Source organism: Comamonas sp. 26 (genome assembly GCF_002754475.1).
Taxonomy (GTDB): Bacteria; Pseudomonadota; Gammaproteobacteria; order Burkholderiales; family Burkholderiaceae_C; genus Comamonas.
This window is the reverse complement of the sequence record NZ_PEFL01000001.1, coordinates 2,417,479-2,443,777: the sequence shown is the minus strand read 5'-3', so window position 1 is coordinate 2,443,777 and position 26,299 is coordinate 2,417,479. Positions and strand designations below refer to the sequence as shown.

At 58.1% G+C, this 26,299-nt stretch carries 24 protein-coding genes and 1 pseudogene; 16 read left to right on the top strand and 9 right to left on the bottom strand.

The genetic code is table 11. The features are described 5' to 3' along the window. The first annotated feature begins 28 nt into the window (after positions 1-28). The 4 genes from rsfS (at position 29) to rng (ending at position 3,583) form a co-directional block, all read left to right on the top strand. Positions 29-712 carry a ribosome silencing factor gene (rsfS, locus tag CLU84_RS11145; protein ID WP_099737226.1) on the top strand — a complete coding sequence of 228 codons (684 nt, stop codon included), beginning with the start codon at positions 29-31 and terminating at the stop codon, positions 710-712. Next, positions 712-1,179 carry a 23S rRNA (pseudouridine(1915)-N(3))-methyltransferase RlmH gene (rlmH, locus tag CLU84_RS11140; protein WP_099737225.1) on the top strand — a complete coding sequence of 156 codons (468 nt, stop codon included), beginning with the start codon at positions 712-714 and terminating at the stop codon, positions 1,177-1,179. The genes rsfS and rlmH overlap by 1 nt, the downstream gene beginning before the upstream one ends. Positions 1,180-1,346: 167 nt before the next feature. Continuing rightward, positions 1,347-1,961 carry a nucleoside triphosphate pyrophosphatase gene (locus CLU84_RS11135; RefSeq protein ID WP_099737224.1) on the top strand — a complete coding sequence of 205 codons (615 nt, stop codon included), beginning with the start codon at positions 1,347-1,349 and terminating at the stop codon, positions 1,959-1,961. Positions 1,962-2,095: 134 nt separating this feature from the next. Next, positions 2,096-3,583: a ribonuclease G gene (rng, locus tag CLU84_RS11130; RefSeq protein WP_099737223.1), complete on the top strand. Its 1,488-nt coding sequence runs from the start codon at positions 2,096-2,098 to the stop codon at positions 3,581-3,583. A gap of 110 nt (positions 3,584-3,693) precedes the next feature. Here rng and CLU84_RS11125 read toward each other — a convergent pair whose 3' ends face one another. Continuing rightward, the gene (locus CLU84_RS11125; RefSeq protein ID WP_099737991.1) at positions 3,694-5,514 is read right to left on the bottom strand and encodes an acyl-CoA dehydrogenase; all 1,821 of its coding nucleotides are present in this window, start codon (positions 5,512-5,514) and stop codon (positions 3,694-3,696) included. Between the two features lie 491 nt (positions 5,515-6,005). On the opposite strand from CLU84_RS11125, the gene CLU84_RS11120 reads away from it, so the two are divergent. From CLU84_RS11120 to CLU84_RS11110, 3 genes are all read left to right on the top strand, one after another. Further along, positions 6,006-6,986 carry a quinone oxidoreductase gene (locus tag CLU84_RS11120; protein ID WP_099737222.1) on the top strand — a complete coding sequence of 327 codons (981 nt, stop codon included), beginning with the start codon at positions 6,006-6,008 and terminating at the stop codon, positions 6,984-6,986. 149 nt (positions 6,987-7,135) lie between these two features. Next, complete coding sequence (locus tag CLU84_RS11115) at positions 7,136-7,801, top strand: DsbA family protein (protein WP_099737221.1); 666 nt, start codon at positions 7,136-7,138, stop codon at positions 7,799-7,801. After that, entirely contained in the window at positions 7,770-8,123 is a 354-nt protein-coding gene (locus CLU84_RS11110; RefSeq protein ID WP_099737220.1) for a Rieske (2Fe-2S) protein, read from the top strand. Before CLU84_RS11115 ends, CLU84_RS11110 begins: the two co-directional genes overlap by 32 nt. Before the next feature lie 150 nt (positions 8,124-8,273). On the opposite strand, the gene CLU84_RS11105 is transcribed toward CLU84_RS11110, so the two are convergent. The 4 genes from CLU84_RS11105 to CLU84_RS11090 form a co-directional block, all read right to left on the bottom strand. Continuing rightward, on the bottom strand, positions 8,274-9,395 hold the full coding sequence (locus CLU84_RS11105; RefSeq protein ID WP_233210007.1) for a porin: 1,122 nt from the start codon (positions 9,393-9,395) through the stop codon (positions 8,274-8,276). Between the two features lie 185 nt (positions 9,396-9,580). Continuing rightward, positions 9,581-10,597, bottom strand: coding sequence for a tripartite tricarboxylate transporter substrate binding protein (locus tag CLU84_RS11100; RefSeq protein ID WP_099737219.1), 1,017 nt, complete (start codon positions 10,595-10,597; stop codon positions 9,581-9,583). A 95-nt stretch (positions 10,598-10,692) separates the two neighbouring features. Further along, positions 10,693-11,289, bottom strand: a complete 597-nt coding sequence (locus CLU84_RS11095; protein ID WP_099737218.1) for an alpha/beta hydrolase — start codon at positions 11,287-11,289, stop codon at positions 10,693-10,695. Between the two features lie 14 nt (positions 11,290-11,303). Continuing rightward, a complete protein-coding gene (locus tag CLU84_RS11090) occupies positions 11,304-12,215 on the bottom strand; it encodes a TauD/TfdA family dioxygenase (RefSeq protein WP_099737217.1) in 912 nt (303 codons plus the stop codon). A gap of 110 nt (positions 12,216-12,325) precedes the next feature. On the opposite strand from CLU84_RS11090, the gene CLU84_RS11085 reads away from it, so the two are divergent. Beyond that, complete coding sequence (locus CLU84_RS11085) at positions 12,326-13,351, top strand: AraC family transcriptional regulator (RefSeq protein ID WP_099737216.1); 1,026 nt, start codon at positions 12,326-12,328, stop codon at positions 13,349-13,351. 84 nt (positions 13,352-13,435) lie between these two features. Here CLU84_RS11085 and CLU84_RS11080 read toward each other — a convergent pair whose 3' ends face one another. Continuing rightward, on the bottom strand, positions 13,436-14,428 hold the full coding sequence (locus tag CLU84_RS11080; RefSeq protein WP_099737215.1) for a tripartite tricarboxylate transporter substrate binding protein: 993 nt from the start codon (positions 14,426-14,428) through the stop codon (positions 13,436-13,438). Between the two features lie 26 nt (positions 14,429-14,454). Next, on the bottom strand, positions 14,455-14,592 hold the full coding sequence (locus CLU84_RS22040) for a hypothetical protein (RefSeq protein WP_158235186.1): 138 nt from the start codon (positions 14,590-14,592) through the stop codon (positions 14,455-14,457). A gap of 539 nt (positions 14,593-15,131) precedes the next feature. Between CLU84_RS22040 and CLU84_RS11075 the strand changes: the two genes are divergently transcribed. Beyond that, on the top strand, positions 15,132-16,202 hold the full coding sequence (locus CLU84_RS11075) for a 3-keto-5-aminohexanoate cleavage protein (protein ID WP_099737214.1): 1,071 nt from the start codon (positions 15,132-15,134) through the stop codon (positions 16,200-16,202). Between the two features lie 150 nt (positions 16,203-16,352). On the opposite strand, the pseudogene CLU84_RS11070 reads toward CLU84_RS11075, so the two are convergent. Beyond that, positions 16,353-17,290: pseudogene (locus CLU84_RS11070) on the bottom strand (MBL fold metallo-hydrolase). A gap of 86 nt (positions 17,291-17,376) precedes the next feature. Here CLU84_RS11070 and CLU84_RS11065 point away from each other — a divergent pair. Together CLU84_RS11065 and CLU84_RS11060 are read left to right on the top strand one after the other, a co-directional pair. Then, positions 17,377-17,976 carry an NUDIX domain-containing protein gene (locus CLU84_RS11065; RefSeq protein WP_099737213.1) on the top strand — a complete coding sequence of 200 codons (600 nt, stop codon included), beginning with the start codon at positions 17,377-17,379 and terminating at the stop codon, positions 17,974-17,976. A gap of 238 nt (positions 17,977-18,214) precedes the next feature. Beyond that, complete coding sequence (locus CLU84_RS11060; protein WP_099737212.1) at positions 18,215-18,523, top strand: metalloregulator ArsR/SmtB family transcription factor; 309 nt, start codon at positions 18,215-18,217, stop codon at positions 18,521-18,523. A gap of 56 nt (positions 18,524-18,579) precedes the next feature. Here CLU84_RS11060 and CLU84_RS11055 read toward each other — a convergent pair whose 3' ends face one another. Continuing rightward, positions 18,580-18,993, bottom strand: a complete 414-nt coding sequence (locus tag CLU84_RS11055) for a DsrE family protein (RefSeq protein WP_099737211.1) — start codon at positions 18,991-18,993, stop codon at positions 18,580-18,582. 1,114 nt (positions 18,994-20,107) lie between these two features. Here CLU84_RS11055 and CLU84_RS11050 point away from each other — a divergent pair. Genes CLU84_RS11050 through CLU84_RS11030 form a run of 5 tightly spaced genes read left to right on the top strand, consistent with a single transcriptional unit; the run spans position 20,108 to position 26,272 of the window. Further along, positions 20,108-21,595: a TolC family outer membrane protein gene (locus CLU84_RS11050; RefSeq protein ID WP_099737989.1), complete on the top strand. Its 1,488-nt coding sequence runs from the start codon at positions 20,108-20,110 to the stop codon at positions 21,593-21,595. Between the two features lie 38 nt (positions 21,596-21,633). Further along, complete coding sequence (locus CLU84_RS11045; RefSeq protein ID WP_099737210.1) at positions 21,634-21,879, top strand: hypothetical protein; 246 nt, start codon at positions 21,634-21,636, stop codon at positions 21,877-21,879. Positions 21,880-21,891: 12 nt separating this feature from the next. Next, positions 21,892-24,171: a type I secretion system permease/ATPase gene (locus CLU84_RS11040; protein ID WP_233210006.1), complete on the top strand. Its 2,280-nt coding sequence runs from the start codon at positions 21,892-21,894 to the stop codon at positions 24,169-24,171. Positions 24,172-24,185: 14 nt separating this feature from the next. After that, positions 24,186-25,598: an HlyD family type I secretion periplasmic adaptor subunit gene (locus CLU84_RS11035; RefSeq protein ID WP_099737987.1), complete on the top strand. Its 1,413-nt coding sequence runs from the start codon at positions 24,186-24,188 to the stop codon at positions 25,596-25,598. 35 nt (positions 25,599-25,633) lie between these two features. Then, positions 25,634-26,272, top strand: a complete 639-nt coding sequence (locus CLU84_RS11030; protein ID WP_099737209.1) for a response regulator transcription factor — start codon at positions 25,634-25,636, stop codon at positions 26,270-26,272. The last annotated feature ends 27 nt before the right edge of the window (positions 26,273-26,299 follow it).

Below are 26,299 nucleotides of genomic sequence, written 5' to 3'. Positions count from 1 at the left end.
TCCCATCACTTACTGATTCCATCGCCTGATGACCACCTCCACACAATCGGATTCCGCAGCCAAGCGCGACGTCACCAAACTCCAGCGCGCCATTGTTGACGGCCTCGAAGACGTCAAGGCCCACGATATCCAGGTGTTCAACACCGAAGCGCTGTCGCCGCTGTTCGAGCGCGTGATCGTGGCCTCGGGTACTTCCAACCGTCAGACCAAAGCTCTGGCCTCCAGCGTGCGCGAAGCCGTCAAGGAAGCTGGCTTTCCCGTGCCCCGCCAAGAAGGCGAGCAAAACGGTGAATGGATCATCGTAGACTGCGGCGCTGTCGTTTGCCACATCATGCAGCCCGTCATTCGCCAGTACTACCGCCTGGAAGAAATCTGGGGCGCAACACCTGTGCGCCTGAAACTGGGTGCTGCCAAGCCCAAGCCCGCTGAACTGGCCGCCAAAAAGCTGGCTGCCAAGCTGGCGGTGGATAAGGCTGCTGCTGCCAACACCGTGGTTGAAAAGAAACCTGCCGCTAAGAAGGCCGCTGCCAAAAAGCCTGCGACCAAGACTGCTGCTGCCGGTGCCAAGCCTGCTGCAAAGAAGCCAGCAGCCAAGAAGGTTGCTGCCAAGACCGTTAAGACCGTGGTCGTCAAGCCCAGCGTTCCTCGCACTGCCAAGGCTGAAACTGCTGCCAAGCCCGCTGCAAAGCGTGCTCCTCGCGCCAAGGCCTGATGAAGCTGACCATTGTGGCCGTAGGCCTGCATGTGCCCGACTGGGCGCAGACGGCCTACGACGATTACGCCAAGCGCTTCCCGCCTGAACTCAAGGTTGAACTCAAGGCCGTCAAAACCGAGCCTCGCGGCTCCAAGACGCTTGAGACCTTGTACGCAGCGGAGCGCAAGCGTATCGAAGCAGCGATTCCGCGTGGCACCCGCATCGTGGTGCTCGATGAGCGCGGCACCAACCTGACCACCAAGGCGCTGGCCCAGCGTCTCAAGGGCTGGCAGCTGGAGAGTGATGATGTGGCTCTGATCATTGGTGGCCCCGATGGTCTGGACCCCGAGTTTCGCGCGCTTGCGCATGAACGTATCCGCCTGTCTGACCTGACCCTGCCACACGCCATGGTGCGCGTGCTGCTGATTGAGCAGCTCTACCGAGCCTGGTCGGTCAACGCCGGTCACCCTTACCACCGCGAATAACAGCGGCTTCTGCCGCCCGCTTGTGCTTGTATTGCTGCAAGTCAGCCGGTCACGGCCAACCGTCGTGACTGGGCGCAGCGTGCAATTTTGCCTAGCGCGTGGTACTATGATTTTGATAGCCTGATGCGCTTGATTTATGCGCGCTAGAAGCCTTTTTAATCAAAATCATGGCCCCCTTCATCTACCTCGCATCCCAAAGCCCCCGTCGTCGTCAACTGCTGGAGCAGCTGGGCGTGGCGCATGAACTCCTGCTGGCCAATGCTGCAGGAGATATTGCCGAAGATGCCGAGGCCATAGAGGCCGAGCTGCCCGGTGAAGACCCGCACGACTATGTGCAGCGTGTGACCGCCGGCAAGCTGGATGCGGCCGTAGCCCGCCATGCACGTCGTGGTCTGACTGCTGCGCCGATTCTGTGCTCTGACACCACCGTAGCTCTGGGCCCGCAAATTCTGGGCAAGCCTGCCGATGCAGACGATGCGCGCCGCATCTTGCGGCTGCTGTCTGGTGCTGAGCATGAAGTGCTGACCGCCGTAGCGCTGCAAAATGGCGCACTGCGATTGCAGGCCCTGTCCATCTCTACTGTGCGCTTTGCCCCCATGAGCGAGGCGCAGATTGACGCCTATGTCGCCACGGGCGAGCCCACGGGCAAGGCCGGTGCCTATGGTATTCAGGGCTTGGCGGCGGCGCATATCGCAGAAATACGCGGCAGCTACTCGGGCATCATGGGTTTGCCGGTGTATGAAACTGCGGGTCTTTTGCGCCAGCTGGGCTGGGCACTCTGAACCTTTGCTGCGGTTGGTACTCTGATCAGGCATTCTGCGTTCGCAGAAGACGCCCATAGCCTTGCGCCCGCCGTGCTCGCGTCGCACACTGGGTCAAGCAAACGACAAGACCGATAAAGAAAGAACAACAGTCAATGCAGCAAGATATTTTGATCAATTGGTCGCCACAGGAAACGCGGGTAGCGATTGTCGAGAACGGCGCGGTGCAGGAGTTGCACATGGAGCGCCCGCTGGAGCGGGGTCTCGTCGGCAACATCTATCTGGGCAAAGTCTCGCGCGTGCTGCCTGGCATGCAGTCGGCCTTTATCGACATTGGCCTTGAGCGAGCGGCCTTTCTGCATGTGGCCGATGTGTGGCAGCGTCAGGAGGGCGGCGAAGCCCCCATGTTTGCGCGCAAGGATCAACCCCTGATACCGATTGAAAAACAGGTGTTTGAAGGCCAGTCCATCATGGTTCAGGTCATCAAGGACCCGATTGGAACCAAGGGTGCACGCCTGTCCACGCAGGTCAGTATTGCAGGTCGGCTGCTGGTGTTTTTGCCGCAGGACGACCATATTGGCATCTCCCAGAAAATTCCGCAAAACGAGCGCGATGCACTGCGCGCGCGTCTGCAGGAGCTGGTGGGCACCAAGGCCAACGGCGGCGGTGGTGGGTTTATTTTGCGCACCAATGGCGAAGAATCCAGCGAGGCAGAGTTGGCCGACGATATCCGCTACCTGCGCAAGACCTGGGCGCGCATCAAGGACTCGGCGCAGAAACTGCCCGCCATGTCGGTGCTGCATCAGGACCTGAACTTGCTGCAGCGCGTGCTGCGCGATCTAGTGGGTGAGAACACCCAGAGCATCCGCATTGACTCCAAAGAGCAGTTTGCTTTGCTCAAGAGCTTTGGTCAGGAGTACATGCCTGCTGCCGTGCCAAAACTGGCGCTGTACAAGGGCGAGAGGCCGATTTTTGACCTCTATGCCATCGATGAGGAAATCACCCGAGCATTGGGTCGCCGGGTGGACTTGAAGTCGGGGGGGTACCTGATCATTGATCAGACCGAGGCCCTGACCACCATCGACGTGAACACCGGTGGCTATGTGGGGGCACGCAATTTTGACGACACCATCTTCAAGACCAACCTTGAAGCGGCCCATGCCATTGCCCGCCAGCTGAGGCTGCGTAATCTGGGCGGCATCATCATCGTGGACTTCATCGACATGGTGCGCGAAGAGCATCAGGGCGAGGTGCTGTCCGAGTTCCGCCGCCAGCTGGGTCGAGACCGTGTCAAAACCATGGCGGGTGGTTTCTCTCAGCTCGGCCTGCTGGAGATGACGCGCAAGCGCACCCGCGAATCGCTGGCGCATATGCTGTGCGAGCCCTGCGCGGCTTGCTCAGGCAAGGGCGATGTCAAGACTGCACGCAGCGTCTGCTACGAGGTGCTGCGTGAAATCCTGCGCGAAGCCCGTCAGTTCAACCCCAAGGAATTTCGCGTGGTGGCGTCTCCCAAGGTGGTGGAGATGTTCCTTGATGAGGAAAGCCAGCATCTGGCGAGCCTCTCCGACTTCATTGCCAAGCCCATTTCCTTGCAGGCTGAATCAGCGATGGCGCAAGAGCAATACGACATTGTGTTGCTTTGACGATTTAGAGGCTAAACAATAAAAAGAGCTGCTAGCGCTTATTTAATGGGCGTTAGCAGCTCTTTTTTTTGAAGCACTCCATGTGCTTCAAGCGTTCTTGCTGAAGTGGATCAGAACATATCCATGGGCAGTGCCATCACGCTGGCGGCGCCGTTGACCACGGCATCGGCCTGACCAGGCACGCGGGTCAGGATGTGCTCTGCATAGAACTGGGCCGTGGCCAGCTTGGCTTGCATGAATGCAGCATCCTGGCCGTTTTTCCGTTGCTGCTCTGCCACCAGAACCGAACGGCCCAGTTGCCAGCCAGCCACCAGATTGCCGGTCAGCATGAGATAGGGCACGCTGCCTGCATACACGGCGTTGGGGTCCGTCTTGGCCTGTGCGGCGATGAATTCCACCACCTGTACAAAGGCCTGGCGGGCCTGTGCCAGATGCTTGGCAACCGTCCTGGCCACAGCGCTGCCGCTGGCATTGAGTTCGGCTTCGGTCTTTTCAATCTGGGCGGCGATGGCCTTGGCGGTTTCGCCGCCATCACGGGCGGTTTTGCGGCCCACCAAGTCGTTGGCCTGAATGGCGGTCGTGCCTTCGTAGATGGTCAGAATCTTGGCATCGCGGTAGTACTGGGCGGCGCCGGTTTCCTCGATAAAGCCCATGCCGCCGTGCACCTGAACGCCAAGGCTGGTCACTTCCAGGCTCATTTCAGTGCTGTAGCCCTTGACCAGGGGCACCATGAATTCATAGAAGACGGTATTGGCCTGGCGCACTTCGGCGTCTGGGTGATGGTGGGAGGCATCGTAGGCCGCTGCGGCCGTGGTGGCCATGGCGCGGCAGCCTTCGGTGAAGGCGCGCATGGTCATAAGCATGCGTCGCACATCGGGGTGGTGAATGATGGTGGCGCTGGCCTTGACGGAGCCATCGACCGGGCGGCTTTGCACGCGCTCTTTGGCGTAGGCCACGGCATGCTGGTAGGCACGATCTGCCACAGCGATGCCTTGCACGCCCACGGCATAACGGGCGGCGTTCATCATGATGAACATGTATTCGAGGCCCCGGTTTTCTTCGCCGACCAGATAGCCCACAGCGCCGGGGCCGGCGCTGTCTGCAATGCTCGCCGCCGTGCCGTCGCCAAACTGCAGCACGGCCGTGGGCGAAGCCTTGATGCCCATCTTGTGCTCGATGCTGACGCAGTGAACATCGTTGCGCTCGCCCAGAGAGCCATCCTTGTTGACCAGAAATTTGGGCACGACGAAAAGGCTGATGCCCTTGACGCCTTCAGGCGCGCCCGCCACGCGGGCCAGCACCAGATGGACGATGTTGTCCGCCATGTCATGCTCGCCGTAGGTGATGAAGATCTTGGTGCCGAACACCTTGTAGCTGCCGTCGCCTTGCGGGTCGGCCTTGGTACGAACCAGCGCCAGATCGGAGCCGGCCTGTGGCTCAGTCAGGTTCATGGTGCCGGTCCACTCACCGGTCACCAGCTTTTCTAGATAGGTGGCCTTCAGCGCATCGCTGCCAGCCGTCAGCAGAGCTTCAATCGCGCCATCGGTTAGCAGCGGGCACAGGGCAAAGCTCAGGTTGGCGCTGTTGAGCATTTCAATGCAGGCTGCGCCAATGGTCTTGGGCAGGCCCTGACCGCCAAAGTCGGTGGGGTGCTGCAGGCCTTGCCAGCCGCCTTCGGCGTACTGCTTGAAGGCATCGGCAAAACCGGGCGTGGTGGTGACTTTGCCGTCCTTGAACGACGATGGATTCAGATCACCGGCCACATTCAAGGGGGCGACAACCGTTTCGCAGAGCTTCGCGCATTCTTCCAGTACCGCCTGAGCTGTTTCCAGTCCTGCATCTTCAAAGCCGGGGAGCTGAGCGACTTGCTCGATCTGGGCCAGGTGCTCCATGTTGAACAGCATGTCTTTGATGGGGGCGGTGTAGGTCATCGTCTCGGTTTCCTTGAAAGGTTGTCCATGCGGTGGCGGGTTCAGGGCCAGGCCTCTGTTGTATTTTTCAGGAGGGTGCGAGCCATGACAGCAGCGCTCCTCCTTCGACTTCATGCCCAGACTGTGAGCGTAAAGCTTAAGTCTGATTATTAAGTTGACGTTTACGTAAACGGAATGATTCTAGAGCTTGGATAAGCCTAGTTGCAGTCGCAGATGCGCAATATGGTGCTTAAGGCTTGCGCTAAGCTTGCAGTTAAAGTGAAATTAATTGGTAAATTTTTGATAATTAAGTGTTTACCCTTGTTGTCGCGTAAAGACAAGAAGCAGGCGTTCTTGGGAAATGCGTGAAAAGCGAATTCCTCTAAATTCTTGGAAGTCTGAATATGAAAATTACCGGTGAATAGCCAGCAGGTTATTGATTTGTATTCATTTTTATTCGAGGTGAGGCAGTTTTTGCATCATCTGTCGCTTGGTATCTGACTGGAGTTTGTATGGCTAAAGTAATCCGTTATCACGAAGTTGGCGGCCCCGAAGTGTTGCGCCAAGAGGACATTGAAGTCGATGAACCCGGTCCAGGTCAGGTCCGTCTCAAGCAAGGCGCTGTGGCTCTGAACTTTGCCGACACTTATTTCCGCTCCGGTCTGTATCCTTCGCCCCTGCCTGCTGGCGTGGGCAGCGAAGCCTGCGGCACGATCACCGCTGTGGGTGACGGTGTGACGGATTTCAAGGTCGGCGACCGCGTGACCTACACCGGCGCGCTGAACACCCTTGGTGCCTACGCGACAGAGCGACTGATTTCTGCCGCCCCTCTGATTCGCCTGCCAGACAGCATCAACTTTGAAACCGCAGCCGCAATCACCATGCGCGGACTGACGGCGGCTTATCTGATGCGCCGCATCTGGGACTTCAAGAAGGGTGACACCATCTTGCTGCACGCTGCAGCGGGTGGCGTGGGCCTGCTGGTGTCGCAATGGGCTAAGCTCGAAGGCCTGAATGTGATCGGTACGGTCTCCAGCGATGCCAAGGCTGAAGTGGCCAAGGCTCATGGCTGCGATCACACCATCAACTACAGCCATGAAGACGTGGCCAAGCGCGTGCGTGAGCTGACGAATGGCGTGGGCGTGAATGCCGTCTTCGACAGCGTGGGCAAGGACACTTTCGAGGGCTCGCTCAACAGCCTGAAGACACGTGGCCTGATGGTTTGCTTGGGCACCGCTTCTGGCTCTATCCCTCCGTTCAACCCGCAAATTCTGGCTGGCAAGGGCTCGCTCTTCCTGACCCGTCCTGCATCGGCACACTACATTGCCGACCCCGTGGAGCGTGCAGAGCTGGCCAACGAGCTGTTTAGCCATGTGGCCGAAGGCCGCATCAACGTGGACATCAGCAAACGCTACGAACTGGCAGACGCAGTGCAGGCGCACCGTGACCTGGAAGGCCGCAAGATCGTCGGCTCGGCCATCTTCACTCTGTAAAAGCAAGCCTGGGGCGGGGGTGCAGGGTGAGCCTGCGCTTTTGTCGCCAGGTTTTTTCTTTGGGCATGTGCCGGGGGCTGCGCCTGTGCGATCGCGTACCGAACACGCCTCACGCCTTATTTCGTCAAAATCTCGTCAAAAGATTCGTCATGACACAAAGCCCCAACTCTTCCGCATCCCCTACGTTGCAGGTTGATTTTTCACTGGATCTGATCTGCCCATGGTGCTGGATTGGCCTGCGCAATCTCCTTGCCGCCCGTGCAGTTTTGATGGACAAGTACCCCGGTCAGCAGCTTGCAATTGCGTGGCATGCAGACACCTTGCTGCCCCATATTCCAGAGCAGGGCGTGCCTTACCAGGCTTTTTATGAAGCGCGACTTGGTGGCCCCAAGGCGGTGGAAGCCCGCCGCGCCCAGGTGCGCGCCTCTGCAGCCGCTGCAGGTCTGCAAATCAACCATGCAGCGATTCAGACCTTTCCCAATACGCGGCTGGTCTGCGCGCTGGTGAATTACGCGCAGACTCAGCTGGGTGGCGAGGCCATGATTGGCTTTGTTGAATCCATCTTTGACGCCTACTTTGTGCAGGGCCTGGATATTGGCTCGGCGGCGGAGTTGCAGCAGCTGGCCGATTCGTCTGCGCTGGACTGGGACTCTGCCAGCTTTGACGCGGTGCGCTACCAAAGCGAGCTGGGTCATGCAGGGGGTGTGCCGCACCTAGTGTTCAACCAGCGCTTGCAAGTGACAGGGGCTGTGCCGCCTGCCGAGTTGCTGCGCGCCATGGAGCATGCCCGTGCTGCAGACCACTCTCTTGTCTGATTCCCCGCTGCTGGCCGCTGGCGCTGTGCAGGATTTTCCACCAGGTGGGCGAAAGCTGGTCTTTGCGCCGGGTGGCGAGACAATTTTGCTGCTCAATGTCGAAGGCGAGTTCTACGCCATGGAAAACAGCTGCCCGCACGCAGGCGCATCCTTGGCCAGCGGAGCCTGCGATGCGCATGTGCTGACTTGCCCAGCGCATGGGCTCAAATTCAACATCAGGAACGGGCAGTGCACGGCATCGCTGCAGATGATGATTCCTCTGTACGAGGTTCTGGAGCGCGAAGGGCGACTTTGGCTCAAGCGGCCTGACACCGTCATGTGATGGATGCTGCGGGTGTGCTGCCCCCACAAAGCCTACGAAAAGCCAACGAAAAAAGGCCCGGATATAAGTTCCGGGCCTTTTTTGTATCTTTGATTGTTTTTGCGCTCTAGCGCTCAACCAGCATGCGCTGGCTGCTATCAAATTTGTATTTTAGAAGCTCTGGCGCATGCCGATGTCAAAGCCCGAGGCATTGCCGCCAGCGGTGGGGATAGGGCCGTTGACTGCACCGGAAGCCACGGGGAGATTGATGCTGCCGCGATTGTCGACGTAAGCGTAAGTGCCGTAGAGGGCCGTGCGCTTGGACAGATTGTGCACATAGCCCACGGCGTACTTTTGCGAAGAGCTGCTGGCCCCATCGTTGCGTGTCAGGCGCATGAAGCTCATGGGGATGGTGTCATTGCCCACCTTCCACTCTGCACCCAACTGCCAGTAACGAACGCGATTGGCGTTGCCGACTGCGGCAAGACGGTTGCCGGTGCGGTTTTCAGCCGCCAGTGCCATGAATTTATGACCATTCCACAGATAGGAGGCCGCAATATTCATCGAGGTGTAGTCGTCAGCGACGCGGTTGCGGGTCGTGGTCACTGCTGCGGCGGCATTCCACTGCTCACCGCCATAGCCTACGCGCAGACCATAAAGATTGCCGTCCTGGCGGTCAGGGCCTGCGCCGTTCTCACCGAAGGCGACCATGCCCTGATAGAAAAATCCTTGGCAGCTAGGACCCGAGCAGCCGGGCGAAAAGTAGCCAACGCTGTTGGAAGCGCGAAAGCCTGTAACCGTCGTGCCGTGCAGCACATGGGTACTGGCGCCCACACCCACGCGGAAGGGGTCAAAGAGAAACGTGTTCCAGAACGCGGGCGTGTAGTCGCGGCCCAGGCGCAGCTCACCCCATTGCTTGCTTTGCAGATAGACGAAGGATTTGCGGTTGAAGGTCAGTCCGCCCCCACCGCTATTGCCCGAGGCTTGGTTGTTGGTGTTGGTCAGCTGACCGGTTCCCGTGTCGGCATTGATACCCGACTCCATATCGAAACCGGCAACCAAGCCGCTACCCAGGTCTTCACGACCTCTAAAACCCAGACGGCTGGCTTGATTGCCGCCGGAAGTCACCATTTGGCGCGATCCTGCACCATCGCCCTTATAGGACGAAACGCCCATATCCACCACGCCATAGAGCTGTACCGAGGACTGGGCCGATGCGCCCAGCGGCACAAACGGCAGCATTGTGCAGGCCAGAGCGCCGATGGCGCCGAAAGTCATTTTTTGAGTAGCCATTAATGTCTCCTTGAACCGATAAAAAAGAGTGAAACCAAACAGACGAGAAACACAGGTGAACGGCATCCGTGCAGACACGGACGCCAGGAAAGCTGGATACAGTGGGGCGGCTGCCTGGTTGCTGTTGGGCGCGCAGTGCAGCGATTGAAGTCAGAGGGGCTGGGGCGTGATGGCCTGCAGGGGGCTTAGTTTTCGGGCTTGTAGCCTATGGACTTGAGCAAGGCAGCCTGCTTCTGGCTGGCATCCTTGAGGTCGGCGATCATCTCTGCGGTGGTGACTGGCAGGCCGGGTTCCATGCCGATGCTGGCAGTCTGTTTGAGCACAGCCTCTTTGCTGAAATGAGTCAGTGCCGCATCACGCATTTTTTGCTGAATGGCGGCAGGGGTCTGCGGGTGGGACCAGAGGGCAAACCAGCCGGGTTTGGACAGTTGCGGATAACCCAGTTCCTTGAAGGTGGGGACGTCGGGCAGGGCCTGCAGACGCGTGGGGTAGATGGTCGCCAGCGCCTTGATCTTGCCGCTGCGAATCAGTGGCAGCGAGGTGGTGACACCATCAAACATCACCGGGATATGGCCGCCCATCAGGTCAACCAGCGCGGGGGGTGAGCCCTTGTAGCCCACGTGGCGCATATTGATCTTGGCCAACTGACCCAGTTGCATGCCCGAGGTATGGGCTTTGAAACCGGTGGCATAGGAGGCAAAGGGCGCGCCGTCGGGCTGTTTCTGGGCGTAGCTGATGAATTCAGGCAGATTCTGGAAAGGCCGGTCCTTGTTGGCCACCATGACAAGGCCTGTGCGGGTGAGCTGCGCCAGCGGAGTCAGATCTTTGAACGGGTCATAGCTGACTTTCTGGGCGAGCGGCGCTTCGCTCAGCGCACCATCCTGTATCACCAGAAATGTATAGCCGCTTTTGCCGCTGGCCTTGAGCTCATGAATGCCGAGAGCACCCGAGGCACCGGCCTTGGATTCGACGATCACGGGCTGCTTGAGATCCTGCTGCAGACCTTCGGCCAGCAGGCGCGCGAGGATGTCTGCCGTGCCGCCTGCGGGGCCGGTGACGATGAGGCGTATGGGCTTGCTGGGCCAGTCGGCGGCTTGCTGTGCCTGTGCGGGCAGCGCAAGACTTGCGGTCATGACCATCACGGCCATGCCCAGGCGGTGGCGCAGTGCAAGAGCGGGCGAGGCGGGTGTTGTTGCCTTCATTTTTGTCTCCTTCTGTGGGCGCTTTCATTCCCCAGCTACGCGCACCCTTGGCCGGTTTCTGGCGGGTGCACGTGCTGCATCTTAGGGACGAGGTCTCAGCCTTGAGCCACCGGTTCGGTCTGCTGCGCTTCAATCTGCGCCAGAAAATCCTGAATCAGCTGCTGTGCCTCAGGCCAGTGGCCATGGCCCGAGGCAGGGTTGAGGTGGCCGACCGGGCCCAGTTCCACCAACTGGCTGCCCCAGTCATTGGCAAAGCGGCGTGCGCGATCGAGCTGGGTCAGCGGGTCGTTGCTGCTGGCGGCCAACAGCGTGGGAAAGGGCAGGCGCTGGCGCGGAATGGGCGTCCAGCCGTTGTCAGCCAGCACATCCTTGGTGGGGTAGCCAGCGGGCATCTGGGTTTCCACATCGGCAGGGGCGGCCAGCACGGCTCCCAGAATGGGTCGGGCGCGGCGCAGTGCCCAGTGCGCAACCATCATGCAGCCCGCGCTGTGAGCCACGATGAGGACGGGGCCATCAATGCTGTCCAGTGCGCGGTCAATGGCATCCAGGCGAGCCTGGCAACTGAGTTTGTCCTGCTCCAGCGGCGGTACGATGACGCATTTGGACAGCTCCTTGGCCAGATAGGTCTGCCAGTGCGCTTCCACATGGTCGCGCAGGCCGGGGATGATGAGAATGGTGGGGTTCATGGACATGATGTTTTTTCTTCTCAATCAGTCGGTCCGCCCATGATGGCGGTGCGTTCCATCTTGCGGTGGCAAGGGGCGTAGTCCATGACTGCGTAGTGCTGGGTGGAGCGGTTGTCCCAGAAGGCCATGCTGTTTTTCTTCCAGCTGAAGCGCACCTGATACTCAGGAATCATGGCCTGGCTGGTCAGGTAGTTCAGCAACTGAGAGGAGCCGGGAGATTTGTCCAGACCAAAGCGCACGTTGGAAGGCGTGTTGTAGTTGGTGAAGTGCGTGGTGAAGCTGCTGTTGACGAACAGAATCTTTTCGCCCGTTTCAGGGTGAATGCGCACCACGGGGTGCTCTGCATCGGGGAACTTGGCCTTGAGCGCCAGACGCTTTTCTATGGGCATAGCCGCGCCAAAGCTGGCTTCAATGCTGTGGCGCGCGCGCAGATGCTCGATCTTGGTCTTGATTTCGTCAGGCAGGTTCTCGTAGGCCATCACCATGTTTACCCACATGGTGTCGCCGCCCACGGGCGGGCATTCCACGCAGCGCAGCACGCAGCCCATGGGGGGCTGGTCACGCCAGGTGGCATCGGTGTGCCAGGAGTTTTCGTTGCGGTCGATTGGACTGTCGGGCGTCTTGTAGATCTGCACCAGACCGGGATGGTCGGGGTGGCTGCCGACCACGGGGTGGTCTTCCAGCTCGCCAAACTTGCGGGCAAAGGCCACATGCTCGGCGCGGGTGATGTCCTGGTCGCGGAAGAAGATCACGCGGTGCTTGAGCAGCGCCTGGCGAATCTCGGTCATCAGGCCTTCATCTTCAGCGGCGGCACCCAGGTGTACGTTGGAGAGTTCTGCGCCAATGGAGCAGGTCAGCGGGTTGACCTCCAGAGTGCGCGTCAACGAGCTGGAACGGATAACGGCGGGTACGGCGCTAACGTCTGTTTTCATTGTGAAGTCTCCTTATAGAATTGATGCTTCTCAGTGTGAAAACTACCTGGTAACAGCGCTTGTCATTAGATGACTGGTGCTTTGCAATTAGTGCCAACTAAGTGAAACCCATGGCGTCTCTTGTCCGCGCAGCCTGTCTGACCAATTACGAAGCAGTGGCGACTGCCTCGGGGTTGAACTGTACGCGCATGCTTTTCGATGCGGGGCTGAGTCCGGGTGTGCTCGATGAGCCGGATTTGATGATTCCCGTCGACAAAGTGGGGCGCTTGCTGCAGGCCTCGGCCATGCAGTCGGGCAACGAAAGCTTTGCGCTGTGCATGGCGCGCTCGCGTCTGCTGTCCAACATGGGGCCGGTGGGCCTGCTGATTCGGGATCAGGAGACGCTGCGTGACTCATTGAACCTGCTGGTACGCCACCTGACCTTGCTTAACGGCGCCATGACGCTGGAGGTGGACGAGCAGGCCGATACGGTGCTGATTCGTGAGCTGCTGCTGGCTGGCCGCGCCCATGAGCCTACGCGTCAGCGGGTGGAGTTGGCGCTAGGGGTGATCGTGCGGGCCATTCGTCAGCTGATTGGCCGCGACTGGCAACCGCGCAGGGTGTGCTTTGAGCATGCTGCACCCAAGGACTTGAGCATGCATCACCTGGTCTTTGGCCCGCGTGTGGAGTTCAATCAGGCATTCAACTGCATCATCTGCGCCAAGTCCGATCTGGACACGCGCAATGAATTTGCCGACCCTGCCATGGCGCGCTATGCGCAAAAGCTGCTGGATACGGCAGCCCCTGCCAATGATGAGGCGGTGCTGGATGATGTGCGTCGGACCATCGTGCTGCTGCTGCCCAGTGGCCGCTGCAGCATCGAAAAAGTGAGCGAACATCTGGGCGTGGTACCGCGCACCATTCAGCGTCGCCTCACGAAAAAAGAGCAGAGCTTTTCGTCGCTGATGAACGATATCCGTAAAGAACTGGCCGCGCGTTATGTGTTTGAGACCAATCGCTCTCTGACCGAAGTGGCCGAGCTGCTCGGCTTTACCGCTCCCAGCAGTTTCTCGCGCTGGTATCTGAGCCAGTTTGGCTGCAGCGCCAAGGACAGCCGTGCCAAGGTGCAAACCGGAGGCGTTGGCGGCGCGGCATAAAAAAGCGGGCCGCAAGGGCCCGCTGAACACACTACCAAAAAATACCACGCTCAGGAAAAATACGCGTGGCTGCCCCCATAGTCCTTAGTTGCCGGCGACTTTGAGTTTGCTCATGATTTTGCGGTTTTGCTCCACCGTGGCCAGCATCTTCTGCTGCAACTCTTGCATGCTGCTGGGCTGGGGTGCATCAAAGCCCTGCGCCTTCAACTGTGCTTGAAACTTGGGCGATTGCGTGATTTTTTCCATCTCCTGGCGAACCTTCTGCGTCAGTGCGGCCGGTGTGCTGCTCAGTACAAACAGGCCCACGCTGGCATCAGGCAGCACAAAGTCGGGCATGTTCTGCTCGGCAAAGCTGGGCACATCAGGCAGAAGGCGTGAGCGGTTAGGCGAGACCACGCCCAGAGCCTTGAGCTTGCCCGCCTTGATCAGCGGAGCGGCATTGGTCACGACTTCAAAAGTCATCTGAACCTGGTTGCCAATCAGATCGACGATGGCCGGGGCCGAGCCCTTGTAAGGCACGGTGGTGATCTTGCGGCCACTTTTTTCGCTCAGCAACTCGCTCAGCATGTCAGAGCGGGTGCCGGGGCTCAGATTGGCGATATTGATGGGCTCTTTGCTCTGGCGCGAGTAGTCCAGCACCTCCTGCAGCTTGTTGGGCGGGAAGTTGTTGTTGGCTACCAGCATGTGCACCATGGAGGCGACATCCGAGACATAGGTGAAGGTCTTGTGCACATCAAAAGGCGTCTTCACGGTCAGCGGAAAGTCTGTCCAGACGCTTGAGGGCGCAATCATCAACGTGTGCCAGTCGGCGGGCGCATTCATCACGGCGCGTTCGGCAATCACGGCAGAGCCACCTGGCTTGTTGTCCACGACCACGGGCTGTCCCAGGTTGGTCTGCAAATGGTCTGCTACCAAGCGGGCCACACCATCGGTGATGCCGCCCGGAGGCGCAGGCACAACCAGGCGAACGGGCTTGGTGGGCCAGGGCTGGGCCTGTGCGTGGGCTGCGGTGGTGGCGACCACGCCAAGGCAGAGTACGGCGGCGCAGGAACGCAGGTTTTGAGCAATGTTTCGCATGTTGAACTCCTGAAAGGTCGCGGCGCTTAGATGGCAAGGATGAGAGAGCATGTGGGCTGGGTCTGCGTGGCCTGTTTGGCATAAGCAGGCTCATGGCACTGGCTGATCTCGATCTGGGCGATGGCGCTGCCACCGGCTTCCTTGAATGTCGCAACGGTTGTCATTGATGTCTCCTGTATTTATTCCTGATGCTCAGCGCAGTTTTAGAGAGCGCTGGCCTCTATCGTGAAAGGTGGCAAGTCAAGCGGCTTAGAGCCGCGTCTGGCTGACTGGCATACCTTTATTTCTTGTGCCTGAGGTGTATGAATGCACGAGTTCATGATCGATTGCAGCCACTAGTCGCACTTGACGCTTCATGCCTGTGACTTCGCATTTGGTGACTGCATGCCCCCGCACTTACCCGATGCAGGGCGGCGAAAAGAGGGACTGAACGGCTCGTGAGTGCGGTGCCTGAAAACGAATTTTTCAGAGTGAAATGCGCGCTGAACTGGATGCCTTTTCAGGCCTGGCTGATGAGCAGTCGATGGGCTAAATCAGCCTTCCCCTGCACTTTCCCCGTGTTGTCGCGATTGAGAAAGCGTGTGTCTTGAAATGCAAAGTGACTTTGGAAACTGCGTTTGATACTGGCTTCACAAATCAGCAAGGGTCTGGCACTCAGAAACCCGAACCTGATTTCCTCGCACTCAAACCGGAGACAACAACCATGAACTTTCTTGACGGCCACCTGTACCCTGAAAACCAGCAACCGCTGATCATCACTGCCGCTCCCTATGCTCCGGGCTGGATTCCTGCTGACTTCCCTGAAGACATCCCAATCACCATGGAAGAGCAGATTCAGAAGGCTGTGGACTGCTACGAAGCCGGCGCCACCGTGCTGCACCTGCATGTGCGTGAAGACGATGGCAAGGGTAGCAAGCGCCTGTCCAAGTTCAATGAACTGATTGCCGGTGTGCGTGAGCGCGTGCCTGAAATGATTATTCAGGTCGGCGGCTCCATCAGCTTTGCCCCAGAAGGCCCGGACGGCGCAGCCAAGTGGCTGTCGGATGACACACGTCACATGCTGGCCGAGCTGACGCCCGTGCCCGACCAGGTGACTGTGACCGTCAACACCACGCAGATGAACGTGACAGAGCATGCCGGTGAAGACGACTTCCGTGGTGTCTCGCGTGGCTTCCCCCATCTGCACAAGACTTACAAGGACATGATTGTTCCTTCGAACCCCAGCTTCATCGAAGAACATATTCGTCGCCTGTCCGAGAACGGCATCCAGAGCGCGTTCCAGGTCTACAACATCAACAGTTTCGAGACCATCGAACGCATGATCCGCCGCGGTGTCTACAAGGGCCCGCTGGTCATGAATTGGGTCGCCATCAGCGGCGGTATGGATCAGGCCAACATCTACAACCTGGCCAATATGCTGCGCGCCGCGCCTGACAACGCCATCATCACGGTGGAGAGCTCGGTGCTGAACGTGCTGCCTATCAACATGATTGGCATGGCTTTAGGCCTGCATGTGCGTTGCGGTATTGAAGACGTGCTGTGGAACCAGCAACGCACAGGCAAGATGAGCACGGTTGAGCAGATCAAGCAATTGGTGCGTATCGCTGGTGAATTTGGTCGCCCCATTGCCACAGCCCAGCAGGCCCGAGAGATCAAGCAGATCGGCGTGTTCTATGAAACGGCTGATGAAACGCTGGCTAAGAACGGCTTCTCGCCTAACCGCAACGGCGGCAATCAGGGCTTCCTGCGCAAGCCTATGGACGCAGTAGCCTGAGTCAAAAGGCCCAGGTGATTGGGTCTATTGATTAATAGCAGCCGCAGCGCTTTATTGAAGCGCTCGTCACGCACCGACCTGGTGGGGGCGTGATGAAGCGGTTGCCCAATTCAATGAGCTGTTTGCCGACTTCTTTGGAAGTCGGCTTTTTTATGCCCGAAAGTAGATGGCTTCACCTGCCGCGTTGTTTTCTTTCTGGATTTGATCTGCCGCCAGCAGCTCATCCAGATGTTGAGAGATGCTGTGCGCCTCGGCTCCCAGAACCCAGGGCGCATCAAAGCCCAGCGGGTAAAGCAGGCGTTTTTCCACCATCTGGGAAAGCGTCAATGGCTGCTGCGCCAGCCAGTCCAGAATGCGCTGCTCACGCGCGTCAATCGCAGCGGCAAAGCGCTGCAGGTCACGCAAAAACGCTGGGCGATCGGTGTAGATGCCTTTGTGGTGTGATGTGACCCACACCTTGGCATCAATCTCAGGCAAGCGTGCCAGACTGCGGCGAAAGTTCGCCAGGTTGGAGCAGGCGTCGCCGTAATAGGGCCCAAAGCCCGTCAGGTCGATATCTCCAATAAAGGCCACGCCTTCAGGCTCGATCAGCAGCGCGGTGTGGCCCGCCGTATGGCCGGGCATGTGAATGGCGCGAATTTTTGTCTCGCCCAGCTCCCAGACTTCGCCATCTTCATAGCCCTTGGCATCGGGTCTGGGGCGTAGAAGAACTCGGCCTCCAGCTTGGCGCGCAGGGTCTCGGCCAATGCGCCGTTGGCCCAGCCAAAGGTGGCCAGCAGTCCCTCCCAGCTTTGCGCGGCGCTCAGGTCGGCCTGGTGCACAAAGACTTTGGCTTGAGGGATGCGGTGCAGGCCAGCCATATGGTCCTCGTGCACATGGCCCATGACCACCAGCTCGGCAGCATCAAATTCCACGCCGATATGGTTGGCTACGAGCGGTGTATCCATCACAGCCAGCGTATCGCTGCCAGCAATCACGATCTGATTGCCATCGGGGTACTTGCCGCCCTTTGCGCCGCGAAACACGGTCACGCGGCCAAAGTGCTGGCGCTGTATTTCGACGGGGATGTGATCGGTGGTCAGTGTCATGATGTGGCTGGCAAAAAGTGAAGCAGGCTTCTGCGAAGATTAGGGCCTGGATTATTTTTACGCTGTCACCACAGCGCGGGCATGAAATGACACAGCAAGACAAAGAAGCGCACCTTAAAGAAGAGCATCTGATTGAGCATCCCATCAAGAGCGAGGTTGTGCATCAGGGCAGCTTTCTGCAGGTAAAGCTCGACACCGTGCGCCTGCCCCATGGCGGCGAGGCCACGCGCGAGTATGTGGTGCACCCCGGTGCCGTAGTGGTGATTGGCCTGCTTGATGACGGCAGTGTGTTGCTGGAGCGGCAATTTCGCTATCCTGTGGGCCTGGTGATGACGGAGTTCCCCGCAGGCAAGCTAGACGCGGGCGAGCAGCCCCTGTTCTGCGCCCAGCGCGAGCTGCTGGAAGAAACCGGCTACACCGCCCGCGAATGGGCTTATGCCGGTCCCATGCATCTGGCGATTGGTTACTCCACCGAAGTCATCCATGTCTTCTTTGCCCGAGGCCTGACGGCGGGTGAGCGCCAATTGGATGCCGACGAATTTCTTGACGTTTGCAGCATGACGCCTGCCGAGTTGATCGGCGACGTGCGCACTGGGCAAGTGACAGACGCCAAAACCCTGAGCTGCTGCCTGTGGCTGCAGAACGTGCAAAGCGGTGCGTGGGCGCTGGACTGGAAAGCAGTTTGAATTTTTGATAGCTGCTTGCGCTCGATTTAAATGGGCTTGAGAAAGAAAACTCTCAAAAATTCAGCTGTAACGCGCGTTACCTGCTCTTTTTATAGGATGCGCCGCCCGTAGTTCTACGGCATAAGAAGTGCCCAGGAACGCAATGAAACACAGCCATCCGATAAACTGCAGCCATGGCATGAGCGCACACAGCCCCGGGTTGGAGGCTACATGCGCCTAGCGTGCTCAGGAGTGTTCCATGGAATCGTCAGAGATTGAGGATGACCGCGTTTTCGAGAGCGCCGCTGAATTGTTCAAGGCCATGGCAGCGCCCATGCGACTAAAGATCATCAGCGCGCTGTGCAATGGCGAGAAAAATGTGTCAGAACTGCTGGTCGCTATCGACACTACCCAGCCCAACATGTCACAGCATCTCAACACGCTGTACCAGTCCGGCATTCTGGGCCGCAGGCGTGAAGGGGTCAGCATCTATTACTTCATTGCCAACGAGAAGGTCGTGCACATGTGCCGAACCATCTGCGTGCAGATCGCGATTGAGCAGAATTGACGGCTGAAACAAAAAGCAAAGGCGCTCAAGAGCGCCTTTTTTCATGGGCGTGTCGCTCAGGGCTTGAGGTAGACAAAGCCTTCCTTGGCCTGCAGGCGCGCGACTTCGGCAACGCCTGAGGGAACGATCGAGGTTTCCATCAACAGATTGGATGCGTCGATTTTTCGCGTCTGCAGTGTGTTGTTGCAGACTTTGAATTCCACGCCGCGCCCAGCCAGAGCGCTGACCTGACCGCTGAATTCCCGGCCCTTGCTGTCTTTGGCGTTGTTGAGCAAAAAGTCTACGCCCGGCCCATGCGTGACCACCACGATTTTGTCGGTGGGCGAGGCATTGAGTTCATTGCTGATGTTGTTGAGGATGGCTGCGGCTGTTTCCACATCAGTGTTGACATGGTAGACCACCTTGATGTCCTGCGCCGCCGCGATGGCGGTGCACAGCGCAAAGCTCAGGGCGAGAAGTTGATGCTTCATGAGGTGTGTATGGTCAGAATAAATTGGAAAACTGGCCCTTTAGTTCACGCTACCTTACAGCGCTTACCTCGCATATTGCAAACAGAAAATTCATAAAAATTGCCCTAATTTTGCCTAGTAGCTTGAGAACCTCAGGAATAAATTCGCAAATTTTGCTCGGAGCCCTTACCACTTGCGTTTACTGAAACCTGTCTTGGGTATGCCCATCCGTTAAGGCTAATAGCTTTTCCACACGCCTCAACGTTCACGTGCGTCGTTTGACCTGTGCCGATTAAGGCTGGCCGCGCCACCAGTGTGACCGTATGCGTTTAGCCAGAAGCTGCCTTTGAAGTCATTGTGCTGCATTGATCAGTTGAATCCACATGCCATTTCAGGCGTGGTGCGTCAGAACTTCCGTCAGATGGACTGCCTCTGCTGCAGTTGGCAAATCCCAGCCTCATGTCCGGTCGCGTTCAAACGCCTCGGGACTGAATCGCCCAGATGACTGCGGCGACGTGACAGGTTGTAGAGCCCTTCAATGTAGTCAAACACATGTTTCCTGCTAATGCCCTGTGAAAATGGTTGACATTTTTTGAAACAGTTTTTTGAAATGATTGTGATAAATTGCAACTGAAACCTGTTGTTTAACCGTGTAATGAAATCCGGTAATCAACATGGGACTTCATATGCAAGGTTAAGCGTAAAGAACACCGGCCGGAAACCGGCGGCTCCGCCTTGCCTTTGGAAAGGAAAATCTCCAAATGAGCTGTATCTAACCCTGTTGCTTCACGGCCTGTTTGATTGCTGCAAGCGAGGACAGCCTAGGCTGCCTTGTCGTTTGTGTGCATTTCTGGCGCTGACTGCTGCTGCTACCGCTCTTGTGCTGCATCTATTCCATAGCGGCCTACGTTGAGTAGTGGAGTCAGGTGTGGCTGTGACTTACGGAATCATGCGATTCCTGTTTTGACTTTGGGACCGAAAAGTATTGCCATACTCATGGCTTGAGGTCTGAGTCTGCTATCAAAAACAGTTTCCAGTTGGAGCGACCTGGTGGTTATCAGGCGCGTAACTTGCCATGTATGTGGCAGGAAGTGCTTGGCGTTGCCTGCTGGAAGTCAATTATTGGGATGTAAAAATGAAAATTCGCCAAATCGTGCAAGTCCTGGCATCTTTGGGACTTGGGTCTTGGGCTGCGGGAGGTATGGCTCAAACTCAAGCTCAAACGGGAATGAATGCCCAGCAGGCGAGTGAGCAGGGGGCAGGGGTGCAGAATGTGGTAGAAAAAGTGCTGATGACTCATCCAGAGATACAGGCACGGTTTCAGGACTTCAACTCCTCGATGGAGGGGCAAAACGTAGCGCGGGGTGGCTGGCGTCCGCAGGTGACGGCTCAGGGCTGGATTGGCAAGGAGTGGCGCAGTCATATCAAAGACTCGCCATCGCAGGACTGGAGCCGTCCTGGCTGGAATTTGCAGTTGCGTCAGCTGATTTTTGATGGCTTCACCACCAGCAGCAACATTCGCCAATTGGGTTTTGAGAAGCTGGCTAAGTTCTATGACCTGCGCGCAACGACAGAGAGCCTGGCCAACGATGCCGTAGCGGCCTATCTGGATGTGCAGCGTTACCGCGAGATGGAAAAGCTGGCGCGTGAGAACTTTGGCACGCACCAGACAACACTGAGTCAATTGCGTGAGCGCCAGCAGTCTGGCGTGGGCCGCGGTGTGGATATGGAGCAGGCCAGTGGCCGTTTGTCTCTGGCTCAGAGCAATCTGATGACAGAGAGCAACAACCTCAACGATGTCATGCAGCGCTATCGCCGTGTGGTAGGGGAGTACCCTGCCGCAACGCTAGACCCTGTACCTGATGTGACTGGCAAGCTGCCTGTTTCTGGTGCTGCCAAGGATTTTGGAGACTCGCTGCGCGCAAGTCCTTTGCTGCTGTCCAAGCAGGCGCTGGTGCAGGCTGCAGAAGCGGGCCAGAAATCTGCCAAGGGCGCACATAGCCCAAAGCTGGAACTGCTGGCATCAACAGGCCGCGATCGTGATCAAAATTCGCCCGCTTACTGGGATGTGCAGAGCTCGCGCGTGCAGCTGATGCTTACCTACAACCTCTATCGCGGTGGCGCGGATGAGGCGCGCTTGCGCCAGACCATTGCTCAAGGCTATGCCGCGCAGGATGTACGTGACTACACCTGCCGCAATCTGCAGCAAGAGCTGTCCATCAGCTGGAACAACATGGCTCGCCTGCGTCAGCAAATGCCTTTCTTGCAGGAGCATGTGCTCTCCACTTCCAAGGTGCGCGTGGCGTATCAGCAGCAGTTCAAGATCGGTCAGCGTTCGTTGCTGGATGTGCTCAATACCGAAAACGAGTTGTTTGATGCGCAGCGTGCCATGGTCAACGCGCAGTACGATCTGAAGAAGGTGGAGTACCAGTGGCTGACCCTGTCCAGCCAGATTTTGCCGGTGCTGGGTCTTGCGCAGCCGCACAGCGACAGCCGACCTGAAGAGCAGCAGGCGTTGACTTTGCCCGACGACCTGCTGCGCAGCTGCAAATCCTCGGTGCCTGATACGACCAACCTGGCGCCTGTGGCCGCCAATAACGCTGCTGGAACCTCTGGCCGCTAGTCAAAAATGGGGTGCTTTGTGCACCCCTGTAAAAGTTGATGGACAAGATGGATAAAAGCGATTTACCGCCCTCAGGGCAGTCTTCCCGGCAAGAGCTTTCGGCTCTGGATGCGGATTTCATCCGTGTGCTGGAGGATTTGATCGACGCCTTGCTGAGCAATGGAACCCTGCGCCTGACGGATCTCCCCCCGCAGGCGCTGGAGAAGTTGAGCCAGCGAAAGCGTGCGCGTCAGCGTTTGCGCAATTCGCTGGACTTGATTGATGACGGTGAAGAGCTTTTATAGGTTGAGTTGAATATGTCTAAAACAGACTTCGTACCCTCGCTGGCGCCGGGGCATGTCACGGAAGAAGCGACTCAGAAAGCTCATGATGCGCAGCGACAGGCGGCTTCGCCTGAATCCTCAGGGGCTGCTTTTTCTCAGGCAGCTGGCTGGCGCATTCCTGCGCATGAAACCCATGCCGACCCTTTGCTGGATTGTTTGGTGCAACTGACGCAGTTGCATGGCAAGCCCTATACCGCACAGGCGTTGAGCAATGGTTTGCCGCTGGTGAACCAGCGCTTGACCCCGTCGCTGCTGGCCCGTGCTGCGGCGCGGGCACAATTCACCACGCGGATTGTTGAGCGTGGCTTGGCAGATGTGCCCGCAGGGCTGCTGCCGGCTATTTTGCTGCTCAACGGCAATCGTGCCTGCCTCTTGCTCAAGAGTCTGGATAACGAGCGATTTTTGCTGCAATACCCCGAATCTGACAGCCCGGTGGAGGTCGATGCGCAAGCTTTGCGGCAAGACTATGCGGGGCTGATGTGCTTTGTGCGCCCACAGTACCGGTTTGAGCAGCGTTCTGTGCAAAAAGGAGTGGAGCCGCGCAGCAGTCATTGGTTCTGGGCCGTTGTGCTGGAAAACCGCCGCCTGTACCGCGATGCGCTTCTGGCTGCCGTGCTCATCAATATCTTTGCGCTGGCCATGCCCTTGTTCAGCATGAATGTGTATGACCGCGTAGTGCCTAACAACGCGGTAGAGACCTTATGGGTGCTGGCGATTGGCATTTCACTGGTGCTGATCTTCAACTTTGTGCTGACGACGGCGCGTGCCTATGTGGTGGATGCTGCCAGCAAGCGGGTCGATGTGAAGCTGTCGGCACAGATCATGGAGCGCGTGCTGGACTTGCGCATGGAGAGCCGACCCGCATCCGTGGGCTCGTTTGCGGCCAATCTGCGCTCGTTTGAGTCGGTGCGCGACTTTATTGCTTCGGCAAGCCTCACGACCTTGGTGGACTTGCCCTTCGTGCTCCTGTTTTTGGTAGCAATCGCCTGGGTATCGCCGTGGATGCTGATTCCACCAGTGGTTGCTATTGCCGCCATCTTGCTGGTGTCTTTCTGGGCGCAGGCGCGTATGGAGGCGCTGACGCTCAAGACCTTTCAAGCCTCATCGCAGCGCAATGCCTTGCTGGTGGAGTCGCTCACCAACCTTGAAGCGGTAAAAACGCTCAATGCCCAAAGCGGTGTGCAGCGCTTGTGGGAAAGCTCCACGCAGTACATCGCCTATATGGGCGGCAAGATCAAGTTCATTTCCTCGGGCACGGTGAACTTTGTGCAGACCTTGCAGCAACTGGTGACGGTGGCGGTGGTCGTCATTGGCGTCTATCAGGTGCAAGATGCGGCGATTTCCATGGGCGGCATCATTGCGGCATCCATGATTGCGGGGCGCTGCCTTGCGCCGTTTGGCCAGGTGGCGGGGCTGATGATGCAGTACCACAATGCCCGCACCTCGCTCAGCTCCATCGACAACTATATGAAGATGCCAGTGGAGCACGAGGCCGACCGCGAGTTTGTCTCGCGGCCTGATCTGCGTGGTGCCATCGAGTTTCGCAATGTCAGCTTTAGCTACCCTGGCAGTGAGCAGAGCAGTCTCTCTGGCGTGAGCTTTGCAGTGCAGCCCGGCGAGCGCGTTGGCATTATTGGCCGTATTGGCTCTGGCAAGACAACGCTGGAAAAGCTGGTGCTGGGCCTGTATCAACCTACGGAAGGTGCTGTGCTGATTGATGGCGTGGATGCGCGCCAGATTGACCCGGTGGATCTGCGCCGCGCCATTGGCCATGTGCCGCAAGACCCGATGCTGTTCTATGGCAGCCTCAAGCAAAACCTGCTGGTAGGAGCTCCGTTCGCGGGTGAGGCGGATATGTTGCGTGCCGCCCGCGTTGCCGGGGTGGATGAATTTGTGGCCAGTAATCCCAAGGGCTACGACATGCTGGTGGGCGAACGCGGCGAGTCGCTGTCTGGTGGTCAACGTCAGTCCATCGCCATGGCTCGTGCCTTGATCAATGACCCGGCCATGCTGCTGCTTGATGAGCCCAGCAGCAACTTGGACAACCAGAGCGAAGCACAGCTAAAGCGCCGTTTGCAAGAGGCATCGGCCGGTAAGACGGTGGTACTGGTCACGCATAGAACGGCGTTGCTGACGCTGGTGGACCGACTCATCGTGATTGATAACGGAAAAATCGTCGCCGACGGCGCCAAGGATCATGTGATCGAGGCGCTTAAGCAAGGCCGCATTGGCGGCGCAGGAGCGCGAGCATGAGCGAGTCCGAAGCAATGAAGCAGGATCCATCGGCCAGCTCGTCAGATCAAAAGTCTTCACGCCTGAAGGCGCTGATGGATAGAGGGCAGAGCTGGTTGCTTGATGGCAATGATGCGGTGGGCGCGCACCAGCCAGATGACATGAAGGCCGACGCCCAGTGGGCGGCAGGCCAGCAGCAGGCGCGCGGCTCGCGTCTGCTGATCTGGGTGTCGCTGGCAACGGTGCTGGTGCTGTTGATTTGGGCCAGCCTTGGTTATATCGATGAAGTGGTGCGAGGGCAGGGCAAAGTCGTGCCTTCGCGCCAGGTGCAGGTGGTTCAGAGTCTGGATGGCGGCATCGTCAAAGAAATTCTGGTCCATCCCGGCGAACATGTCGAAAAAGGGCAGGTCATTCTGCGTATCGACCCGACGCGCTACGGCTCGTCCCTAGGTGAAAACAAGGCCGAGCTGCTGGCGCTGAAAGCCAAGGCAGCGCGCCTGCAGGCACTGGCATCGGGTGAGGCTTTCAAGGCGCCAGAGGATGTTCAGGCGGCTGCCCCTCAACTTGTTGAGATGGAGCGGCGCATGTGGGAGAGCCGCTCGCAGGAGCTCAATACCAACGTCAATATTGCACGTGACCAGCTGCGCCAACGCCAGCAAGAGCTGCGTGAAACGCAGGCCAACCGTGATCAGGCATCGTCAAGCTGCAGCCTGACTTCTGAAGAGCTGTCTGTCACCCGCCCCTTGCTCAAGAGTGGTGCGGTGTCTGAGGTCGATCTGCTCAGGCTGCAACGCGATGTGGCACGTTTTTGCGGAGAAGCCCGCGCCGCTGGCGCACAGGTGGGGCGCATTCAGGCAGCAATTCAAGAAGCGGAACGCAAAATTCAGGAGTCCGAGCTGAATATGCGCAACCAGTCCCGCGCCGAGCTGTCTGAAGCTCAGGCCAAGCTGGGGACGCTGGAACAGGGCAAGGTCGCGCTGGAGGACCGCGTCAAGCTGGCCGAAGTGCGTTCTCCCGTGCGCGGCACCGTCAATACCTTGATGGCTAATACCGTAGGCGGCGTAGTGCAACCTGGCAAAGACATCCTTGACATCGTTCCGTTGGATGACACCTTGCTGATGGAAGTGCAGGTCAACCCACGCGACATCGGCTTTCTGCACTTTGGTCAAGAAGCTCAAGTGAAGTTCACCGCATACGACTTTGCAATTTACGGCGGTTTGCAAGGCAAGCTGGAGCAGATTGGTGCCAACACCGTGACGGATGAGAAGGGTAATTCCTTCTATGTCGTCAAGGTGCGCACTGAGAAGGCGCACGTGGGCGATAACTCTCGCCCCATCATTCCGGGCATGCAGGCCGAGGTGCACATCCTCACAGGCAAGCGCACGCTGATGCAGTACTTGCTCAAGCCTATTTTGCGCGCTAAGTCCAATGCATTGATAGAGCGCTAGATCTCATGGATCGTCAACAAATCATAGGGAGAGGCATGAATACATTGCCTGTTTTGTTGCTGACTCAGGATGCCACGTTGTGGCAGAACTGGCAGCAAATCGCAGGCCCCCAGTGGATGCCTGCGCGCGGCCAAAGTCTGGCGGACCTGCAACGTTGGAAGCTGCAAGGCCGTAGTCTGGTGGTGTTAGATTCAGCCTTACCTCAGCTCCCTGCACACAGCGATGAGCGCTGGGCAGAATTGCTGCAAGGCTTGCAGGTTCTGGTGCTCAGCAACCGGCCCGGCGATGAGGAAGGGCGACAACTGCTCTCTCGTGGTGCTTGTGGTTATGCTCATGCGCAGTCAAGTGCAGAAGTTCTGTCTCGCATGCTGCAAAGCATGGCTGGCGGCAATATCTGGCTGGGCCGTTCACTGCTGCAGCGCTTGCTGCGCGATGTCGATGCCCGCTTGCCTGAGGCTGAAGTGGACTGGACCGAGCCTCTCTCAGCCCGCGAGCAGGAAGTGGCGCGATATGCATCGCTGGGTGACAGCAATTCCGAAATTGCCGAGCGGATGTCCATCAGTGAGCGCACGGTGCGCGCACATCTGTCAGCTGTGTTTGAAAAGCTGCAGGTGCAGGATCGATTGATGCTGACGCTCAAGGTTCACGGCATTGGTCGTAAACAGCTGGCTTGATATTGAACTTCATATCAAAAGTGCCTG

Excerpts from the sequence above, each read along its gene's own strand:
- rsfS (WP_099737226.1), top strand. The coding sequence starts at position 29 with ATGACCACCTCCACACAATCGGATTCCGCAGCCAAGCGCGACGTCACC.
- rlmH (WP_099737225.1), top strand. The coding sequence starts at position 712 with ATGAAGCTGACCATTGTGGCCGTAGGCCTGCATGTGCCCGACTGGGCG.
- CLU84_RS11135 (WP_099737224.1), top strand. The coding sequence starts at position 1,347 with ATGGCCCCCTTCATCTACCTCGCATCCCAAAGCCCCCGTCGTCGTCAA.
- rng (WP_099737223.1), top strand. The coding sequence starts at position 2,096 with ATGCAGCAAGATATTTTGATCAATTGGTCGCCACAGGAAACGCGGGTA.
- CLU84_RS11125 (WP_099737991.1), bottom strand. The coding sequence starts at position 5,514 with ATGACCTACACCGCCCCCATCAAAGACATGCTGTTCAACATGGAGCAC.
- CLU84_RS11120 (WP_099737222.1), top strand. The coding sequence starts at position 6,006 with ATGGCTAAAGTAATCCGTTATCACGAAGTTGGCGGCCCCGAAGTGTTG.
- CLU84_RS11115 (WP_099737221.1), top strand. The coding sequence starts at position 7,136 with ATGACACAAAGCCCCAACTCTTCCGCATCCCCTACGTTGCAGGTTGAT.
- CLU84_RS11110 (WP_099737220.1), top strand. The coding sequence starts at position 7,770 with ATGCCCGTGCTGCAGACCACTCTCTTGTCTGATTCCCCGCTGCTGGCC.
- CLU84_RS11105 (WP_233210007.1), bottom strand. The coding sequence starts at position 9,395 with ATGGCTACTCAAAAAATGACTTTCGGCGCCATCGGCGCTCTGGCCTGC.
- CLU84_RS11100 (WP_099737219.1), bottom strand. The coding sequence starts at position 10,597 with ATGAAGGCAACAACACCCGCCTCGCCCGCTCTTGCACTGCGCCACCGC.
- CLU84_RS11095 (WP_099737218.1), bottom strand. The coding sequence starts at position 11,289 with ATGTCCATGAACCCCACCATTCTCATCATCCCCGGCCTGCGCGACCAT.
- CLU84_RS11090 (WP_099737217.1), bottom strand. The coding sequence starts at position 12,215 with ATGAAAACAGACGTTAGCGCCGTACCCGCCGTTATCCGTTCCAGCTCG.
- CLU84_RS11085 (WP_099737216.1), top strand. The coding sequence starts at position 12,326 with ATGGCGTCTCTTGTCCGCGCAGCCTGTCTGACCAATTACGAAGCAGTG.
- CLU84_RS11080 (WP_099737215.1), bottom strand. The coding sequence starts at position 14,428 with ATGCGAAACATTGCTCAAAACCTGCGTTCCTGCGCCGCCGTACTCTGC.
- CLU84_RS22040 (WP_158235186.1), bottom strand. The coding sequence starts at position 14,592 with ATGACAACCGTTGCGACATTCAAGGAAGCCGGTGGCAGCGCCATCGCC.
- CLU84_RS11075 (WP_099737214.1), top strand. The coding sequence starts at position 15,132 with ATGAACTTTCTTGACGGCCACCTGTACCCTGAAAACCAGCAACCGCTG.
- CLU84_RS11065 (WP_099737213.1), top strand. The coding sequence starts at position 17,377 with ATGACACAGCAAGACAAAGAAGCGCACCTTAAAGAAGAGCATCTGATT.
- CLU84_RS11060 (WP_099737212.1), top strand. The coding sequence starts at position 18,215 with ATGGAATCGTCAGAGATTGAGGATGACCGCGTTTTCGAGAGCGCCGCT.
- CLU84_RS11055 (WP_099737211.1), bottom strand. The coding sequence starts at position 18,993 with ATGAAGCATCAACTTCTCGCCCTGAGCTTTGCGCTGTGCACCGCCATC.
- CLU84_RS11050 (WP_099737989.1), top strand. The coding sequence starts at position 20,108 with ATGAAAATTCGCCAAATCGTGCAAGTCCTGGCATCTTTGGGACTTGGG.
- CLU84_RS11045 (WP_099737210.1), top strand. The coding sequence starts at position 21,634 with ATGGACAAGATGGATAAAAGCGATTTACCGCCCTCAGGGCAGTCTTCC.
- CLU84_RS11040 (WP_233210006.1), top strand. The coding sequence starts at position 21,892 with ATGTCTAAAACAGACTTCGTACCCTCGCTGGCGCCGGGGCATGTCACG.
- CLU84_RS11035 (WP_099737987.1), top strand. The coding sequence starts at position 24,186 with ATGAAGCAGGATCCATCGGCCAGCTCGTCAGATCAAAAGTCTTCACGC.
- CLU84_RS11030 (WP_099737209.1), top strand. The coding sequence starts at position 25,634 with ATGAATACATTGCCTGTTTTGTTGCTGACTCAGGATGCCACGTTGTGG.